The sequence below is a fragment of the Paenibacillus sp. FSL H7-0690 genome, assembly GCF_037980415.1.
In the GTDB taxonomy this organism is placed as follows: Bacteria; Bacillota; Bacilli; order Paenibacillales; family Paenibacillaceae; genus Paenibacillus_AQ; species Paenibacillus_AQ odorifer.
The window spans coordinates 5727609-5744533 of the sequence record NZ_CP150281.1 but is presented as its reverse complement, the minus strand read 5'-3'; the positions used below and the strand labels follow the sequence as shown (position 1 = coordinate 5744533).

16 protein-coding genes are annotated in these 16925 nt (G+C 46.1%); 7 read left to right on the top strand and 9 right to left on the bottom strand.

Going from position 1 to position 16925, the window contains the following annotated elements; all coding sequences use genetic code 11:
* Positions 1 to 5 precede the first annotated feature (5 nt).
* Genes MHI32_RS25265 through MHI32_RS25255 form a run of 3 tightly spaced genes read left to right on the top strand, consistent with a single transcriptional unit; the run spans position 6 to position 2374 of the window.
* Complete coding sequence (locus tag MHI32_RS25265; protein ID WP_076141519.1) at positions 6 to 581, top strand: class I SAM-dependent methyltransferase; 576 nt, start codon at positions 6 to 8, stop codon at positions 579 to 581.
* A 33-nt stretch (positions 582 to 614) separates the two neighbouring features.
* Complete coding sequence (locus MHI32_RS25260; RefSeq protein WP_339244792.1) at positions 615 to 1337, top strand: glycosyltransferase; 723 nt, start codon at positions 615 to 617, stop codon at positions 1335 to 1337.
* Entirely contained in the window at positions 1334 to 2374 is a 1041-nt protein-coding gene (locus MHI32_RS25255) for a glycosyltransferase family 4 protein (RefSeq protein WP_339169615.1), read from the top strand. Before MHI32_RS25260 ends, MHI32_RS25255 begins: the two co-directional genes overlap by 4 nt.
* A 73-nt stretch (positions 2375 to 2447) precedes the next feature.
* Here the strand turns inward: MHI32_RS25255 and MHI32_RS25250 are convergent, their stop codons facing one another.
* Positions 2448 to 3515, bottom strand: a complete 1068-nt coding sequence (locus MHI32_RS25250; protein WP_076130424.1) for a glycosyltransferase family 4 protein — start codon at positions 3513 to 3515, stop codon at positions 2448 to 2450.
* A 201-nt stretch (positions 3516 to 3716) separates the two neighbouring features.
* On the opposite strand from MHI32_RS25250, the gene MHI32_RS25245 reads away from it, so the two are divergent.
* Positions 3717 to 4751, top strand: a complete 1035-nt coding sequence (locus MHI32_RS25245) for a YhcN/YlaJ family sporulation lipoprotein (protein ID WP_076187184.1) — start codon at positions 3717 to 3719, stop codon at positions 4749 to 4751.
* Between the two features lie 81 nt (positions 4752 to 4832).
* Here the strand turns inward: MHI32_RS25245 and nagA are convergent, their stop codons facing one another.
* From nagA to MHI32_RS25205, 8 genes are all read right to left on the bottom strand, one after another.
* Entirely contained in the window at positions 4833 to 6017 is a 1185-nt protein-coding gene (gene nagA, locus MHI32_RS25240) for an N-acetylglucosamine-6-phosphate deacetylase (RefSeq protein ID WP_076130422.1), read from the bottom strand.
* On the bottom strand, positions 6005 to 6733 hold the full coding sequence (gene nagB / locus MHI32_RS25235) for a glucosamine-6-phosphate deaminase (RefSeq protein ID WP_076130421.1): 729 nt from the start codon (positions 6731 to 6733) through the stop codon (positions 6005 to 6007). Before nagB ends, nagA begins: the two co-directional genes overlap by 13 nt.
* Positions 6733 to 7611: a MurR/RpiR family transcriptional regulator gene (locus tag MHI32_RS25230; RefSeq protein WP_076219325.1), complete on the bottom strand. Its 879-nt coding sequence runs from the start codon at positions 7609 to 7611 to the stop codon at positions 6733 to 6735. The genes nagB and MHI32_RS25230 overlap by 1 nt, the downstream gene beginning before the upstream one ends.
* Positions 7612 to 7840: 229 nt before the next feature.
* Complete coding sequence (locus tag MHI32_RS25225; RefSeq protein ID WP_076187186.1) at positions 7841 to 8821, bottom strand: LacI family DNA-binding transcriptional regulator; 981 nt, start codon at positions 8819 to 8821, stop codon at positions 7841 to 7843.
* A 194-nt stretch (positions 8822 to 9015) separates the two neighbouring features.
* Complete coding sequence (locus tag MHI32_RS25220; RefSeq protein WP_340011211.1) at positions 9016 to 10620, bottom strand: FTR1 family protein; 1605 nt, start codon at positions 10618 to 10620, stop codon at positions 9016 to 9018.
* Between the two features lie 238 nt (positions 10621 to 10858).
* Positions 10859 to 12196: an iron uptake transporter deferrochelatase/peroxidase subunit gene (efeB, locus tag MHI32_RS25215; protein ID WP_340011210.1), complete on the bottom strand. Its 1338-nt coding sequence runs from the start codon at positions 12194 to 12196 to the stop codon at positions 10859 to 10861.
* 5 nt (positions 12197 to 12201) lie between these two features.
* Entirely contained in the window at positions 12202 to 13089 is an 888-nt protein-coding gene (efeO, locus tag MHI32_RS25210; RefSeq protein WP_076219327.1) for an iron uptake system protein EfeO, read from the bottom strand.
* Between the two features lie 1038 nt (positions 13090 to 14127).
* The gene (locus MHI32_RS25205; RefSeq protein WP_169744806.1) at positions 14128 to 14295 is read right to left on the bottom strand and encodes a hypothetical protein; all 168 of its coding nucleotides are present in this window, start codon (positions 14293 to 14295) and stop codon (positions 14128 to 14130) included.
* A 215-nt stretch (positions 14296 to 14510) separates the two neighbouring features.
* On the opposite strand from MHI32_RS25205, the gene MHI32_RS25200 reads away from it, so the two are divergent.
* The 3 genes from MHI32_RS25200 to MHI32_RS25190 all read left to right on the top strand — a co-directional run bounded on the left by MHI32_RS25200 (position 14511) and on the right by MHI32_RS25190 (position 16883).
* Complete coding sequence (locus tag MHI32_RS25200) at positions 14511 to 14735, top strand: LuxR C-terminal-related transcriptional regulator (protein ID WP_019908812.1); 225 nt, start codon at positions 14511 to 14513, stop codon at positions 14733 to 14735.
* 166 nt (positions 14736 to 14901) lie between these two features.
* A complete protein-coding gene (locus MHI32_RS25195; RefSeq protein WP_340011209.1) occupies positions 14902 to 15663 on the top strand; it encodes a SagB/ThcOx family dehydrogenase in 762 nt (253 codons plus the stop codon).
* Between the two features lie 200 nt (positions 15664 to 15863).
* Positions 15864 to 16883: an AraC family transcriptional regulator gene (locus MHI32_RS25190; RefSeq protein WP_179086330.1), complete on the top strand. Its 1020-nt coding sequence runs from the start codon at positions 15864 to 15866 to the stop codon at positions 16881 to 16883.
* Positions 16884 to 16925: the final 42 nt, after the last annotated feature.

Here is a 16925-nt window from a genome sequence, read left to right as displayed (position 1 = left end):
AGGTAATGTACCGGGAAATTGAAGTGAATGACTTTCTGCCAGTCTTACTGGAACAGTTGAAATTCTGCCAGAGTATTCTGGATATCGGCAGCGGCACCGGTACCCTGCTTGAACGATATGAAGCCGCAGTAGTGCTTGGATTAGAAATTCACAGGCCGTACCTGCTGCATCGTCAATATAAGTCACCTCATATTATTCCGGTACATGCAGATGCCAGTCATATGGATAAATTATTCCTCCCCAAAACATTTTCAGCGGTTACCTTTATTGATTCAATAGAGCACTTTAATAAAAATGAAGCGAAGACTCTGCTCGGGATGGCCGAAAGAATCGCCAATAACCGAGTAGTTGTATTTACCCCTCGGGGCTTTTTTCCACAGGAGGGTATGGATCATTATCATTTGCAGGGAGAGTATTTTCAAAAGCATCGGAGCGGATGGGAGCCGGAGGATTTTATTGCACTTGGGTATGAGGTAACGGTACTTAAAGGTTTCCATCATGCCCAAAACCCATCGTTTCGTGAAGCATTCGGGGAGGGCCATGCACCAGTAGATGCCCTGCTTGCTTGTAAAACAGTATAAAAGTTGAGCTCCGGGTGAAGGAGGTGAGCGCGTATGAGTGAAGAACCTAAAGTATCGGTGATCATCCCATTTTATAACTGTTCGTATGTGGATCTCGCCATCCAAAGTGTCTTGGATCAAAGCTATCCGAATATAGAACTTATTGTAGTCGATGACGGTTCTACCCTATGGCTGGAGAAGTTGGCCCCCTTCCGTGACAGAATCATTTATATACAAAAGAGTAATGGAGGGACGGCTTCTGCTTTGAACAAAGGGATAGAAGTGGCTACCGGAACGTATTTTGCCTGGCTCAGTGCAGATGATCAATTTCACCCGGATAAAATCAAAAAGCAAATAGAAAAGCTCAAAAGTACGGGTACTTTGTTTAACTATACAGCTTATTATTATATAAATGAGCAGGGAGAACGGATCTCAGATACGGTAAGTATGCTTTTTAGCAGCAGAGCCCATTTTATTGAGACTATGATGTTGGGTTGTCCGGTGAATGGGAGTACAGTTCTTCTTCATATGGATATATTTCGTGCTGTAGGAACGTTCGATGAAATGTTGTTATATACTCAAGACTATGATTTATGGCTGCGTATTTTACCGCATTTTAGCTGGTCTTATATTGAGTATCCGCAGCTTGATTATCGAGTGCATCAAGAGATGGGCTCAGTGATTTATAGTGAGGCGCAGAAAAGAGAGATAGAACTGGTACAAGCAAAACATCACGGGGTTCTATCGCATCTGCTGCTAAAGGAGAGAGGGGAATGAAGTTAATATTTCCTGTTCTAACTCTATCTAGGGGCGGAGCACAACGGATGCTGGCAGAACTGGCTAATCGTCTGTCAGAAATCGGTCATGAAATTACGATTCTCCTACCCAGCGATGGTGTCGTTGAATACGAGATGAATTGTGAATTGCGTTATGCGGCAGATGGTGAATTAACGGCCCATGATTTTCCAGTGGGGGACGTGATTGTCTCCAACTTTTATACCACAGTCGAGGTATCGCAGCAGGCAAGTAATGAGGGGAAAGGGATTCATATTCGCTTAGCACTTTGCTACGAGCCCACTTTTTTACCTGACAATAGCCGCTCTTTTGCATCTTATAGTTTAACTAGCAATCTGCTCGTACTTTCCCGCTGGCAGCAAGAAATCGTCCAGAAGAATCATGGGATTAAGGGGACAATCGTACCCATTGGTGTGAATCCTGTTTTTAGAAACCTGAACATTCGTGAACCTGAAAATAAGCTTGTAGTTTCCGCGGTTATGCGAAAGCCAGAGGGTGGATTCTCAGGCCATCGTGAACAAGACTATTTGCTTGAACAGTTAAATCGGGTCAGAAGAATGCATCCAGAAGTTGAACTTTATTTGATTATTCCACCTGGTGAATTTGCTGAATCGACTACACTGCAAACTTTACTAACGGATGAACGATATCATATAAGAACCCCAGCAAATGATACTGAGCTTTGTTACCATTATAGTGAGAGCGATATTTTTGTAAGCTCAAGTACGTATGATACGGGATCGCTACCAGGCATCGAGGCTATGCGTTGTGGAGCAGCACTCGTTACTGTTTACTCCGGTGGGAATATGGAATATGGCAGGCATGGCCACAACTGCTTAATGTCCTACCGGTTTGAGAATCGGCTTGCGGATGATATCATAACCTTGATCAAAGACCCTGATTTGCGCCAGCGGCTTGCTCGTAGGGGTGAACAGGATTCACAACGTTTCACTTGGGAAAAAAGCACACAATTGTTTCAGAATGCGCTGTTTGAGATCGTATCGCGGAACTCTTTATAATATACCCCTAAAATATAAAAAACCTTCAATACCACGTGAGAAGTGGCTTGAAGGTTTTTTTGCATGATTTCGGTTAGAAGATGGCATAGGAATTCATCATTTCACGAAAAGACTGCGCATACTTCTCAGTTCCGAAGCGTGAGACCATATATCCTCTTCCTTGCTGGCGGAGACCCTCTCGCAGAGGAATATTGTTCATAAGCTCCAGTCCTTCGTTGACGGCAGTTGGAATATTGCCAAGCGGGTAAAATTTACCCGTGACATTATGAACAATAAAGGATCTGACACCATCGGAATCTGTACTAAGTACTGGACAAGTGCAGCAAATCGCTTCGGCAACAGCATATCCAAATCCTTCTGTAATGGAGGTGGCTAACAGGAATCCACCAGAATTAGCGATCGAGGAATAATAAATCGGCATTACATGATTAGGAATATTGGTAAAAGTACTAAGACGATCATTCAGCCCTAGGGCGTGTAGCTCCTCCTGAAAGGATTGTTTCTGATCCTCTGCGGCTAAATTAGGATCATGGAACATCCACAAATGAATATCTGGTTTATAAAGGCGAATATCATGGGCGATTCTCAAATATTCCCGCCAATTTTTATTGCTCTCTAGCCGGCCTACCCAAGCGATAACCGGATTAGCGGGAGGTTCAGCAGGGATATGCTGAAAGGACTGGACATCAACAATATTCGGAATTACATAACGATGCAGCCAGGGACAGATTTCAATAAACAGCTCCAATAAATGATCGGTTGGCGGGATTAGTACCGCATTACAATAAGAACGTAAATAAGGGACGGCATCTCTGATCAGAGTTTCCGCATGACTGCGTTTTCCAAGGCCTTGAGATTCGTATATCATAATACCGCGGTAACCGAGTTCACGCAGACGTTTCAGTAATAAATAATCAGATGTAACAATAATGGCATCGTAATTATGGGTCTCCAGCAAATTTTTAATTTCTTCATCTGAAGATGAGACAAATACCGGAAAATTGGTCGTATTCTGGCCTGAACCCGGCATTAGATATAAAACATGGCATTCGATCCCATTTCGCTGGAGACTTTCACATCGCAGCTTATTTAATGTCTCCACCCCGCCACTCGGTACATAAAACGTAAATAGAACTTTCATGCACAAGCCTCCTGACTTTTGCGGAGTAATACCGACTTGTTGAGATATGGCTTACTGTTTATAAGATACGCCGATCTGCACTCGCGGGTGACGGTCAAAGCGGCATAGTTCCAAATCCTTTCAGGATAGCTTGTTCTTCAGAAGGTCATCCTAACGATCGTACACTGCACACATACAACATTAGAGATGGAGGATGAATTCATGTTGCGATCCAAGATCAGTATGTCAGTCTCAGCTGCATTGCTTCTCGGCTTGGTGAGTATTACGGGGTGTGGAACCAATACGGCAGAAAAATCGAATGTGCAAACCAATAGTGTCCGGGGAGTAAATGATGGGCGTATTGGTGTGAATTCCGTACGCGGTGGCACGCATAACATCACTAAGATGGAAGTTAGTCAGGAGCTTGCAGACCGGATTGCTGCAATGCCTGAAGTCCGCTCAGCGAATGTAATGCTTGCAGGAAAAAGCGCGTATGTAGCAGTAACTTTAAATGATGCAACTGCTGGCCTGCGTGCCAAAGGGACTCCATCGTATCGGGCAAAATCCTCAACCACTCCTCACAATTATGGACCGACTGGCGTAATGTCTGGTACAGGAAGAGTGAAAATTGGCCGTGATGGAATGAATGATACTGGAGCCGTAACCAATGGTATGAACGGAGCCTTAAAAGGTACTGTAAATACAATTCCTGGTACAACAAGTACTGGACCGGCAACCAGAAATGGAATCAATGGCATGGGTAATTTGGGAGCGGGTATGTTGGGAACAGGAACAGGTACAGGTACTATGGGAACAGGTACGACAAGAAACCATACTTATAATAATGGTCCTCTGCTGAACAGCAATGGCTCGAAACATGATGTAGATATGGGGATAGGAAAAGGTATGGGAACTGGAATGGGAATGGGCATGCGCAGTACCACTCCTAGTACCCATGATACGAATTACAGAAGTAATTCGACGCATATGTATAACACCAATAGCACGAATAACACAAATAACACCATAAATACAAGAGAAACAGAAACAGTTACCAAAGCAATTAAAGATAAAATTGCTGCAGAAGTTAAAAAACATGATGCGAGAATTAAGGATGTATACGTATCAGCAAATCCTGACTTCGTGGAACGCGCCAATGTTTATGCTGAAGAGGCTCGTGCCGGTCATCCGATAAAAGGATTTGTGGATGAATTCCGCACCATGGTTGAACGAATTTTCCCAACTCGTAATTATTAATGATTTTTGTGATCTAAATAAAAAAGCAACAATCTCACCATCTGGAGAGAATTGTTGCTTTTTTGTTTGGAGCTAATTTTATTAAGTGGTGATTGGACGTCCGCCGATCCATACGCCGCGAATATTAAATTCAGCATCAAGGCGTAGGATATCGCCGCGTTTTCCAGCCTCCAAGGAGCCAATGCTTCGTTCCATTCCAATGGACGCCGCTGGCGTAAGGCTTGCAGCGCGGGAGGCCTCTTCCAAGGTGAGTCCTACCTCTTGGATCAGATAACGGAAGCCGCGAATCATCGTTAGTGTGCTTCCAGCTAGAGCAGCGGGATTATCTTTAAGGGTAGCGATGCCATCTTGAACGAGTACAGGTAAATCACCGATTGTATATTCACCATCACTAAGTCCAGTTGCAGACATGGCATCAGTAATCAGTAATAAATTGTTCTCTTTCTTGAGACGGGTCAATATAGAAATGGCTGCGGGATGAACATGAATCCCGTCGGCTATAATCTCTGCGCGAATGCGCTTATCGAACAAAATAGCTCCAGCCGCTCCAGGCTTACGGTGATGTAGGGGTGTCATCGCATTGAACATATGCACGGCTTGGTTAAGTCCAGCATCTGCTGCGGCAATAACCTCTTCAAAGGAGGCATCCGTATGCCCGAGCGCTGCAGTTATACCGTGCTTGCGCAGCCAGAGAATAGCTTCGAGGGCACCTTCACGTTCCGGAGCAAGCGTGACTTGCCGGATCATTCCTGGATAATCGTTCTCCCATTGTGCTAGCCACTCAATATTGGCAGGAACAATATGCTCTGGATTTTGTGCGCCGGACCATTTCGGGCTAATGAAAGGTCCTTCCAAATGCATGCCTGCGATTTGTGTGTAAGGCATTTCAGCAGCGCGATAAGCACTGACTTCGGAGAATACTTGGTCAATAGCAGACTTGGAAGCGGTCATGGTTGTAGCCAGCATTGTTGTTGTTCCTTGGGAACTATGGAACTTAGTGATGGCATTAAGCGATTCAGTATCACTGTACATAAAGTCGTGGCCAGCTCCACCATGAACATGTACATCTACAAATCCGGGGATCAGAAGATCCGTTGCTTGACCACTGGCAGGCCAATGCGCGTAACGCTCTGGAAGCCAAGCCGCATCGCCAGCATAGTGGATCTGCTCTCCAGATACGGCAATCACACCGTGCTCAATTAAACCTTGGGGAGTCAGTACCTTACCGAACAGCAACTGTTCTAGTTCTTTATTTATTTCAGCCATTTGCCTGCTCCTTCATCTACGAGAACGATTACATTTGGATGGCTCTGCAGCAAAGATGCAGGGCATTGGGTTGTAATCGGGCCTTCAACAGCATTGCGGATGGCTTCAGCTTTGCCGGCACCACGAACTAATAAGAGGATTTGGCGTGCTTTTAGGATGCCTCCAATGCCCATTGTGATCGCTTGCCGAGGGACCTCATCCAAACTGTCAAAGAATCTAGCATTTGCTTCCCGGGTATCTTCAAGCAGGTCGACGACATGGGTTTTGCTGCTGAGGTTAGCATCGGGTTCGTTGAATCCAATGTGGCCGTTGCTGCCAATACCGAGAATCTGCAAGTCAACGGGTCCGTTTTCTTCCAGCATTTTATCGTATGCAAGGCATTCTGCTTCCATATCCGCTGCGTTTCCGTTAGGGATATGTGTCTGTCCTGGATCAATATCTATATGGTTAAATAATTGCTCGTTCATGAAACTGCGATAGCTCTGTGGATGGTCGACAGGCAAGCCGATATACTCATCCAGATTAAAGGAAGTTGCTTTAGAGAAACTCACAAGTCCTTTTTGGTGCATTTCAACCAATTTGGCATAAACCCCAACAGGGGAGCTTCCAGTCGCAAGACCGAGCACGGCTTTAGGATTGCTTTGCAGCAGGCTGGCGATAAGATTCGCACCCGTTTGTACGAAATCTTCATCACTATGGAACTTTAGAATATTCATTAGGATTGTCCTCCTCGTTTGTTTCGGTATTGTTGGACATTGAGATAAGATTGCTCCAGTCTAGGAATAAAATCCCCAAAACGGGTGCTGACCATTCCAGTGAACAAAATATCAATGATGTGAAGCTGAGCTATGCGTGAGGCCATGTCTCCCCGCCGCATGCCTTTCTCCAAAGATGAGGAGAATAGGGGGATATCCGCCAGAGTAGCCAAGGTGCTGCTGCCATAAGAGGTTAGCGCGATAGTGCTTGCTCCGCTAGCCTTCGCACACATCAAGGCATCAATGGTCTCGGGAGTCTCTCCCGAATAGGATACTGCAAATACGACATCACCTTCGGAGAGTGATGAAGCAGAGGTAATCTGCATATGGGAATCAGCAAAAGCAGTACAATTTACGCCTATGCGGATCAGCTTCTGATAGAAATCCTGAGCGACAATGGAAGAGGTCGCCATCCCGTATAGATCAACGCGGCGTGCTTGGCACAATAAATGAACTGCTGCCTGCAATCGCTCCAGATCTAACAGTGAGGTAGTATCCCGGATGGAGGTCAGATGGTTCGTCTGCATCGCTTCCACAATCACGGAGAGTGGGTTGCCGGCTACAATATCTTGATAAGAAGAGCCACCATCCTGCGGCGCGGCATCACTATGAGCAATTTCTGCTGCCAGCTTCACCTTGAAATCCGGAAAGCCTTTAAAATGAAGCACCTTACAGAAACGTGTGATCGTTGCCGGGCTTATTCCGCATTGTTCTGCTAATTCTGTAATGCCCATATGAACGATTTCGCCTGGTGAGGAGAGAATTCGTTCAGCCAGCTTTCGTTCCATTTGAGAGAGCTTGGCCTTCTCATGCTCGAGTGCATGCAGTATTGGGGACATCCATTCATCCACCTCGTTTCAATGGGGTATTGAAATTATTTTTATGATTATTAACTAAATGCAGAAAATTATTTTCATATTTAGGATAAAACAAATTCCATTCGGAAGCAAGGGATAAAAATGAATACTAAAGGGGAATATGCAAAAATAAAAAACGGTCTACTCGCAGAAGGCTGCAAAGTGGACCGTTAAAATGATGTAATTACGGAGATATAAGATGAAAAGGATACTATACTGTATTGCGTTCTATAATACGGTACTCAAGCTTGCGGTGGACGGGTTGTCCATCATTTCGCTGGATCTGATCATAGATAATCCGAAAAGCGGATATGCCCATTTCAGTTAACTGATTATCTACTGTGGTCAGACCTAACGTTCGGCCGATAGGCTGATCATCAAATCCAATGACGGCCAAATCTTCAGGAATGTGGATATCCTTTTTCCAAGCTTCGATGATTAAACCAGCCGCTATATGATCGCCTGCTGAAATAATCAGGGCATCAGGACGATTCTTCATCTGCAGCAGTTGGTGAAGTACGCGGGCACCGTCCTCTTCGGTCAGACAGTTATAGATCATCCATTCATCATTGTAAGGCTGATCTGTAGCTTCTAGAAAGTCTCTAAAGGCAATTTGGCGGATAGAGCTGCTGCTGCCGTGTGGTCTTCCTTCACAGTAGCCAATATGGCGGTAACCTTTATCATTCAAATATTGAAGGCCACTGCGAAAAGCAGAATAATGCTCAATATATACAGAAGAAAATTGGCGTTCTCCCCTATCCTGACATACCACAATAGGACCATAAGCTGTATATTCTTCAATAGCTTCTGAGCTCATTGTTGAAGAGACCATAACTACACCGTCAATTTCTTTGTTCCGCAGCATCTCAAGCACCTTAATTTCTTCTTCCGTACGATAATCGGTTTGGCAGAGAACGAGCCGGTATTGAGCCAGCAGTGCTTCTTGAGCCAAGCCTGCAATAATGACTGAGAAATAAAATAAGTTGGTATACGGAATAATAACAGCTATAGCTTGAGTCCGCCCAGTGATCAGATGCACGGCGTTCATATTACGCGTGTAGTTTAATTTTTCAATAGTTTTTAGGACTGCGGTTCGTTTGACTTCACTTACATAAGGGTGATTATTGAGCACCCGCGAGACTGTTGTCACAGAAACACCAGCCATACGGGCAATTTCTTTAATATTAGCCATTAGAGTACAACAGCCTCCCTTTTGTGCTTGTGTATAGTCATTTTATTTTATCATATTGTCCGCAAATTACCTCCCAAATAAAAAGCTTGCTATGGAATCCATTTCATAAATTAGACTGTAAATGCAAGAGATTACCGGACTAAACCGGCGTAACCACAAGGGCGTGACGGACCGGTATATCTATTGTATTAAAACTAAGCTGTTCGTGAAGCCTTTGGCGATCTGTTCCGAAACAGCTCCCACACAATAAACAACAAGACAAGCAGCTGTGGAAGCAAGGTTTCCCAAGTGGGATACATGCCAAGCCAGTTAATTGAAGGCAAGCCCTCTTGTACATGTGCAGGAAGTTTGCCGGCAACCTGAAGCGAGTGAATGCTCTCCCCAAGAAAGCGGAATACTAGGTAATAAATCAGAATTGTAGCTGTACGGAAGAAGGCGGCAATCGGTAATTTTGCACTCAAGGCAATAATTGCATAACCTACAATACCAAGAATAATCAGAGCACATCCAATCCCAAGCAGTAATTGAGACAGCTTGATGGATGGAGCCATGCCCACATAAAAAATTGTAGTTTCTGCACCTTCACGTAAAATAGCAAGCGCTGCAACGGAGGACAGTGACCAAAGGTTTCCTTTGGCCAGCGCGCCATCAACTTGCCTACCCACGTAGTTGTTCCAATTTGCAGTGTTTGATTTGCTATGTAACCAGCGTCCGATTGTGAGCATCATAACTACTGCGACAAGACCAGTAATTCCTTCAATCATCTCCCGTGCTCCCCCGGAAGCTGCCCGAGAAATGGTATAAGTGAGCACAACAGCCAATCCGATACTTGCGATGAGGCCGGCAGCTGCACCGGACCAGATCCATTTTTGCGCTTTGGCGTTCCCATCACGTTTCAGGTAAGCAAGAAGAGCTGACAAGACGAGAATAGCCTCAAGCCCTTCGCGCAAGAGAATCAAAGCGGCATCCCAAGCATTATAAGTGGTTTCACCAGCCAAAGGCGTTAGTTCGCTAAGCATATTGTTCATGATGGTTAAAGCTTGATCCAGTTTAGGCGGATTTGAGAGCAGGTAACCTGTGACAGCCGCACTCTCATTTTCGATATTGTTGTAGACTGTTGGTGAGGCGATCTGGACTTGCCCTTCGGCAGAAGGCCAGGCTACGATGAATTGCTCCATGATGTTAGCGGCCTCTGTGCTGTTATTGTCTTTGGCAGCGGAGGATGCTTTGTTCAGGTAGCTGATTAATCCCTCTATAGAAGCTGGTTCACTGGAAGTATCCCCAGCGTCAATGGTTTTGCCTTCACTGTAATCAGCCAGCAGTTGATACAGAGCTTCTGCTTCCGATTTCGCCGATGCCTCGCGAAGCGGTTCAGCCTGCAGCGCAATCCGCAGCAGGCTTATTCGCGTCTCCAGCAGGCTGTAGACGGCGGAATCGTCCGCCCGGATGTTGCGCTCCGCCGGCTTCCATCCGCTGACGATGTCGCGGTACGCTGCCGCTGCCGCGCTCCAGTCGGCGCTGCGCGCCGCATCCCGCGTGCGTTCCGCCGCGGGCAAAAGCTTCGCCGCCGTCTCGCGTCCGGCGGCTCCAGTGTCACCGCCGACCGTGCCGGAGGCGGCGGTGACGTACGCGTCCACGCTTCTCGCGAGCGTGGACAGTGCGGTTTTGGCGGGCTCGCCGCCGCCCGCCGCAAGGGCTTTCGCCGCGTCTGCAAGCGCGGCGTCAACGGCAGCAGCCGGACCGGTGAGTGCCGGGTCCGGCGTGCCTGTGTTCGCGGTGCGCCACAGCGCAGCGAACACTTCTACATCGGCCGCGGCCGCGTCCCAGCGGCTCTGGCCGGCTTCGACGAGCGCGCTGCCGACCGGCGGCAGGAGCTCGTCGACCGTGCCATCGCCCTCCGCCCCCGCGGGGCTGGAGAGCAAAAGCATACACAAAAAGCCAAACAGAATCAGCAAGGCAACCTTTGGCATTTGCCGTTTAGGATGCGTAAGAGATAACATCGGGATAATCCCCCTTCAATAATGGACAGCCATAAATTTAGCTTAGTAGTGTTTCCCCGATAAAGCCGCCACTGCGGACACCGGGGAAGCAGGCAAATACCGCGCTGCCGGTGTGAGTCATATATTCGTTCAAAAGATCAGTCTTAGAGAGGCGCTGCTGAATGGCAACGAATTGTTTCATTAAATCACGTTGAAAGCTAATGAATAACAAACCTGCATCAAGCTGTCCCGTGGTGACGTCCAAACCGCTGGAAAAAGAGTAGGAGCGGCGCAGCATTTTGACTGTACCGTCACCATGCGCCAATGCGGAATGTGAATTCGCCGGAATGACAGGTTTCCCGGAAGCGTCCGCTGCTGAAAGATCCAGATCATCGAATTCATCCTTAGCTCCGAGTGGAGCTCCGGTGTGACGATAACGCCCGAAGGTAGCCTCCTGATCACTTAGCGACGACCGATCCCAGACTTCAATACGCAGACGTACCCGGCGTACCGCCATATAAGTGCCGCCGCTCATCCAAGAAGGACCGTCACTGCTGCTGTTCCAGACCACTTCGTTCATTTCAGCGTTATCGGTTGTATCGGGATTGCCCGTGCCGTCTTTGAAACCCAAAAGATTGCGTGGCGTAGCCCCCTTGGGATCCGCTGCTCCAGTGCGTTGAAAACCTTCCTGTGTCCAGCGCAGTACAGCAGTCCCCCGGGCGATACGCGCCAGATTGCGGATCGCATGGAATGCGACCTGCAGATCATCCGCACAGGCTTGCACACAAATATCCCCGCCACACCATTTCGGATCAAGATTGTCACCCGCAAATGCCGGAAGATCGGTCAATAGGGCTGGGCGTTTCGAAGCTAAGCCGAATCTTTCATCAAAAAAAGAAGGACCAACACCAAAGGTCAGCGTACACCGTGCAGGGTTTAGCCCGTCCGCTTCCCCGGTGTCTGAGGGTGGAAGATTGGGGTTGTCATTTACGTCACCAATAAGCTCGCCAGTAGTAAGAGCGGCAGCGGCAGTGGTCCATGCTTGCATTAGTTTTTTCACATCGGCCAGTTTGGTTGTGGTGAAATCAAAGGCAGCAAAATAAATAAAGTTCTGTGCAGGTGTCAAAATCCCCGCCTGATGGCTCCCATAAAAAGGAATGGAACTGGAATCACCTTCTGCGGCCTTCGTTGGCTCAGCTACAGCATTACGCGCAGCCATAATTCCACCGATACCTCCGCCCCCTAACAAAAGACCAAGGCCAGTGGCGCCAGTAAGCCGCAGCATATCGCGGCGGCTTACTTTTTTACCAAATATAGGCTCATTCTTCGATTGATCATTAAGAGGGGGACTTTCAGGATTACCTGGTACTCCAGTGAACTTGTTATGTTTATTCATGAGGGTCACACTCCTAGAATAGTTCCCATATTGGACAATGGCTCAGCCAAGGCGTCCAAATTCTGACTCAGTTTACGTACTTCATCTTCTTTCAGCTCTTCATAGGAAACATATCCATCTCCGGATTTGAAAGGGGCAAGCTCAGCTTGCAAGGCAGCGAATCGTTCACCAATGGTTTTTTCAAGATCGGCATCTTTTTTAGCTAGTTCTGGTTTTAACAGCTCGTATATCTTTTGCGCACCCTCAACGTTTGCGACGAAATCATACAGGTCTGTGTGCGAGTAACGTTCTTCCTCTCCGGTTACTTTGGAGGAGGAGACCTCATTTAAAAGCTCAACAGCACCAGTTACGAGCAGATTGGCGTTGATCTCAACGGTCTCCACTTTCGCACGCAGCAGCTGTGCATCCTTCAGCAATTGGTCAGCAACTTCTGTCATGTCTTTAGTTGTATTGTCCTGCCAGAGTGCTTTCTCAAGCTTGTGGAAACCGCGCCATTCTGCCGCATCTACATCATTTTCCCGGGCATCGATATTTGGGTCCAAGTCACCAAGGGCTTCTGCAATAGGCTCAATCCGTTCATAATACATGCGGGCAGGAGCATAGAGCGCCTTAGCCTCATCAATCTTGTCCTCTTTTACAGCGTTGGTGAAACTCTCTGTTTGCTTCACAAATTCATCACATTGCTGGATGACGTATGTGCGATATTGATCTATAGCTGACGTGAAGTCAGCGGTGGCAGTCTCCGGTGTGTTGGTAGCTGCTGCAGTCGTCGGTGCGTTGGTGGCTGTAGTGCTGTTGGCAGCAGTATTTGTAGAGTTGTTGTTATTGGCACATCCAGTGAACAGTATGGAGGCCGCAAGTAGACTTGCAGGCACAGCATAAGTAAATTTCATTAAAAAAACACCCCTTTTTTTATATCTAAATGATAATCGTTATCAATTATGCTGGACTTATCATAAGTCCGTATACAATTACTGTCAATATAAAAATGTGATGTATCTCATTGTAATAATGGCACGACAAAAAACTCCCAGGGTTGGGAGTATAGTTTGTAGCAATGTATCCGATTACAATTGAAAAAGCAGAATAGTAACCGCGCCAGCGAACTTTTGCGCATACGTAGTAACTAAAGGACCCAGATGACACTAAATGCAGCATTATTTGATATTTGAGCCGCTATCGGACCGCATAGTCGCTATTGGCTTGAAAAGTACCGAATATGAGCCTGTTTCTAAGGAATAGCGTCACTGGAGTCCGAAACTTCGCTCAAAAGGCGATAAATTTGTTAATAAAGCCATCTGGGTCCGAAAGCCTCAGTAGGGGCTGATGAATACACTATTGAAGCGGGCAGCCGACCCGGCGAACCATTGTGCGCATGCAGCAGTAACCTACCTAGCGAACCAGTGTGTGTATGCAGCAGTAAAGCCCCAGCGAACCTTTGCGCGCACGCAGCAGTAACGGCCCCAGCGAACCATTGCGCGACGCAGCAGTAACCGCGCCAGCGAACTTTTGCGCATACGCAGTAACTAAAGGACCCGGAAGACACTAACGGAAGCATTATGCGATATTTGAGTCGCTATCGGACCGCATAGTCGCTATTGGTTTGAAAAGTACCCTATATGAGCCTGTTTCTAAGGAATAGCGTCACTGGAGTCCAAAACTTCGCTCAAAAGGCGATAAATTTGTTAATAACGCCATCTGGGTCCGAGGGCCTCAGTAGGGGCAGATGAATACACTATTGGAGCGGGCAGCCAATAGCCTACAACATAAAGCAGCGATTCCCATTAATGGCGAATCGCTGTTCTAAGTCGTTTACGATGTTCAAATGAAGGGAACCGTCTCATTTATAGTTAATTAAGCTGTTAAAGTGACAGTTCCATTCTTTGAAGGTTTGATCTGCTTAAGAATAAGATCAAGGCGTCATCCGCTTTTTATCGTTCATTATGGGATTCATGATCTGCAGAGGGTTGGTTTTCGAACACTTCTGCAGCTTCCTCTGCAGAAAATTCAGGTTCGAATTTACCTACGAGTGGTAATTTGTTTAATTTCGTTGTTTGTACTTCTGCTTTGGTAGGTTGATTGTTTTTTGAATGGCTCATACATACACCTCCTTTAATAAGGAACAACAAACCGTAGTTTGCCCTGAAAAAAGATGTTCTTATTCATGAAAATTTCAGACTTTTGCATTTGAATGAACTAAGCCCATTTTATAATTGTGACAGCACCATTAACATCAACAATACATAATATGTTTTGACTGTATCCCTTTACCTTGTTATACCAAACAAACCCAGGGCAAGGAGGGGTGACACCATTGAAGGGGAACGAACACCACAGCAAATTTCTGTTGACTCATCGTGAGCGCGAAGTTTTTGAGCTTCTCGTGCAGGACAAAACGACTCGTGATATCGCTGGCTTATTATTTATCAGCGAAAAAACAGTTCGAAACCACATTTCCAATGTAATGCAAAAACTAAACGTTAAAGGCCGTTCACAAGCGGTTGTCGAGCTGATCAAGCTTGGGGAGCTGAAAATATAGCTGGCCATGTCTTCGGAAGTGACGCGTTTAAGCCTTCTTTTGCCCTTCGGGGCAAAGGAAGGTTTTTTGTTTACTCACCAAAACAACTGAAGAGTGAGTTAGATCACCGTATGATTTTTATGACATGATAAATTAGAGCTATTAAGGTAGTTCAGGAGGATCTGTTATGACCAGATATGAACAACAAAGAAATTTTCTGAAATCCAATTTTCATGAATTCAAACATATCAAAACAGATAAGATCAAGGGAATTGCACAACCGCCAATTGTTAAGCCATTTGATTCAGATGCACTAATTATTGATTTGCCTAAGGTCAGCAAAGACGTTGTGAGTAAAGATAATATTTTTGATTGTATAGATCAAAGAAGAAGTACACGGTTCTATTCTGAGGATACTGTGAGTCTGGAGGAGTTATCCTATTTATTATGGGCTACCCAAGGGATTAGCGGCATGAATAAGAACGGACTTACGCTGCGGACTGTACCCTGCAGTGGGGCGACGCACACCTTTGAAACCTATTTAATGATTATGCGTGTAGAGGGCATTGGGCAAGGGATCTACAGATATCTGCCTGTGGAACATAAGCTCTTATTTATGTTTGAATTAGATCAACTTGAACAAAAGATTGATGCTATTACTTTGGATCAGCCCTTTGTCCCTAACTTTGCCAAAAAGGCTTCTGTATTGTTTGCCTGGAGTACCACACCCTACCGCTCCGAATGGAAGTATGATATTTCTGCTCACAAAAAAATCCTCATCGATGTTGGACATGTCTGCCAGAACCTTTATTTAGCCAGCGAATCCATCGGTGCAGGTGCTTGTGCAATTGGAATCTATGATCAAAAGTTGATAGATGAGATTTTAGAATTAGACGGTGATGAAGAGTTTGTTATCTATCTTGGGGCAGTTGGGAAGAAACGAGAGTAGCTATGAAGGCTAGATGCAGCTTCAGAAGTGAGACATATAAGCCTTTTTCACCCTTCTGGGTGGGGAAGGTTTTTTTGATTATAATCCAGTGTATTTGCCCAACTCCTCAGTCTGAACGAAGAGGGAATCGTAACGTTTAATTGATAATCATTCTCATTACATATATAATTAACCCAAAGTAAGAGGAAGCAGGGATGTGCATGGAGCGAAGCAATGGACTGAAAGAAGCAGAAACGATTGATGCCCATAAGACGCTTACATGTGAAGGGGTAGATTATAATTATCGTTTTGATGGGGCTCATTTTGAGATTAAACCTCCAGTCGAAATAGGGGAAGGCAGTTGCCGCAGCCTGCTTAGCCATGGTTATATCCAGATGACAGATTTTAATCTCTGTTTTAATCGGGATATCGAAGCGAAGGGCAATTTTAGCACTCCGCGTACAGAGCTGGCATTCTGCATGGGGCATGGCATTGAGTGGGGGACCTCGCTGAAATCGGACTATTTTGTTATAGATACAGGAGAAATTGCGCTGTTTCATGGCGGAGTAAGAAGTGAAAACTGCACATACCTGAGTGGAGCGGGGTACCGATTCATCAGCATAGATATGAGCCCTGCACAATTTGAGCGGATGACCAGTGGTCTGACTGAGGATACACGGCTTCGCATTGGAGCTGGTGCGGGTTTGTTTTTTGGAAAAAATAACATCACACCATCCATCCGCTTCATTCTATCGCAGATTGCGGATTGTTCCTATAGCCATGGCATGCGTGAACTTTATCTGGAGGGCAAAATGCTGGAGCTTATGGCGGTCTATCTCAATGAATCTTTATATGAAGCAGACCGGATTCCACGCTCGGTCAAGCTGTCCAGAGAGGATATGGAGAGCCTGCGGCTCGCTAAGGAGATTTTGCAGCGTGATTATTTGCACCCGCCGACGCTTGCAGGCCTTTCTCGCATTATATGCCTCAATGAGTTTAAGCTGAAAAAGGGCTTCAAGGAAATGTTTGGTTATACCGTGCATGCCTACGTTATCGAACAACGGATGCAGAGAGCGCAGCAGCTGCTGGAACAAGGGAGTATGACTGTAAGTGAAGCAGCCTCCAGAGTTGGATACGGTAATGTGAGTCATTTCTCGGCAGCCTTCCGCAAAAAGTTCGGTGTGCGTCCAGGAGAATATCTGATCAGCGGCAGGCAGCGCCTCTTCGGTATTAAGTTGTAAGTCCGTATCCTGCACAGATGCTCCTGATTTGGTTAATTATAA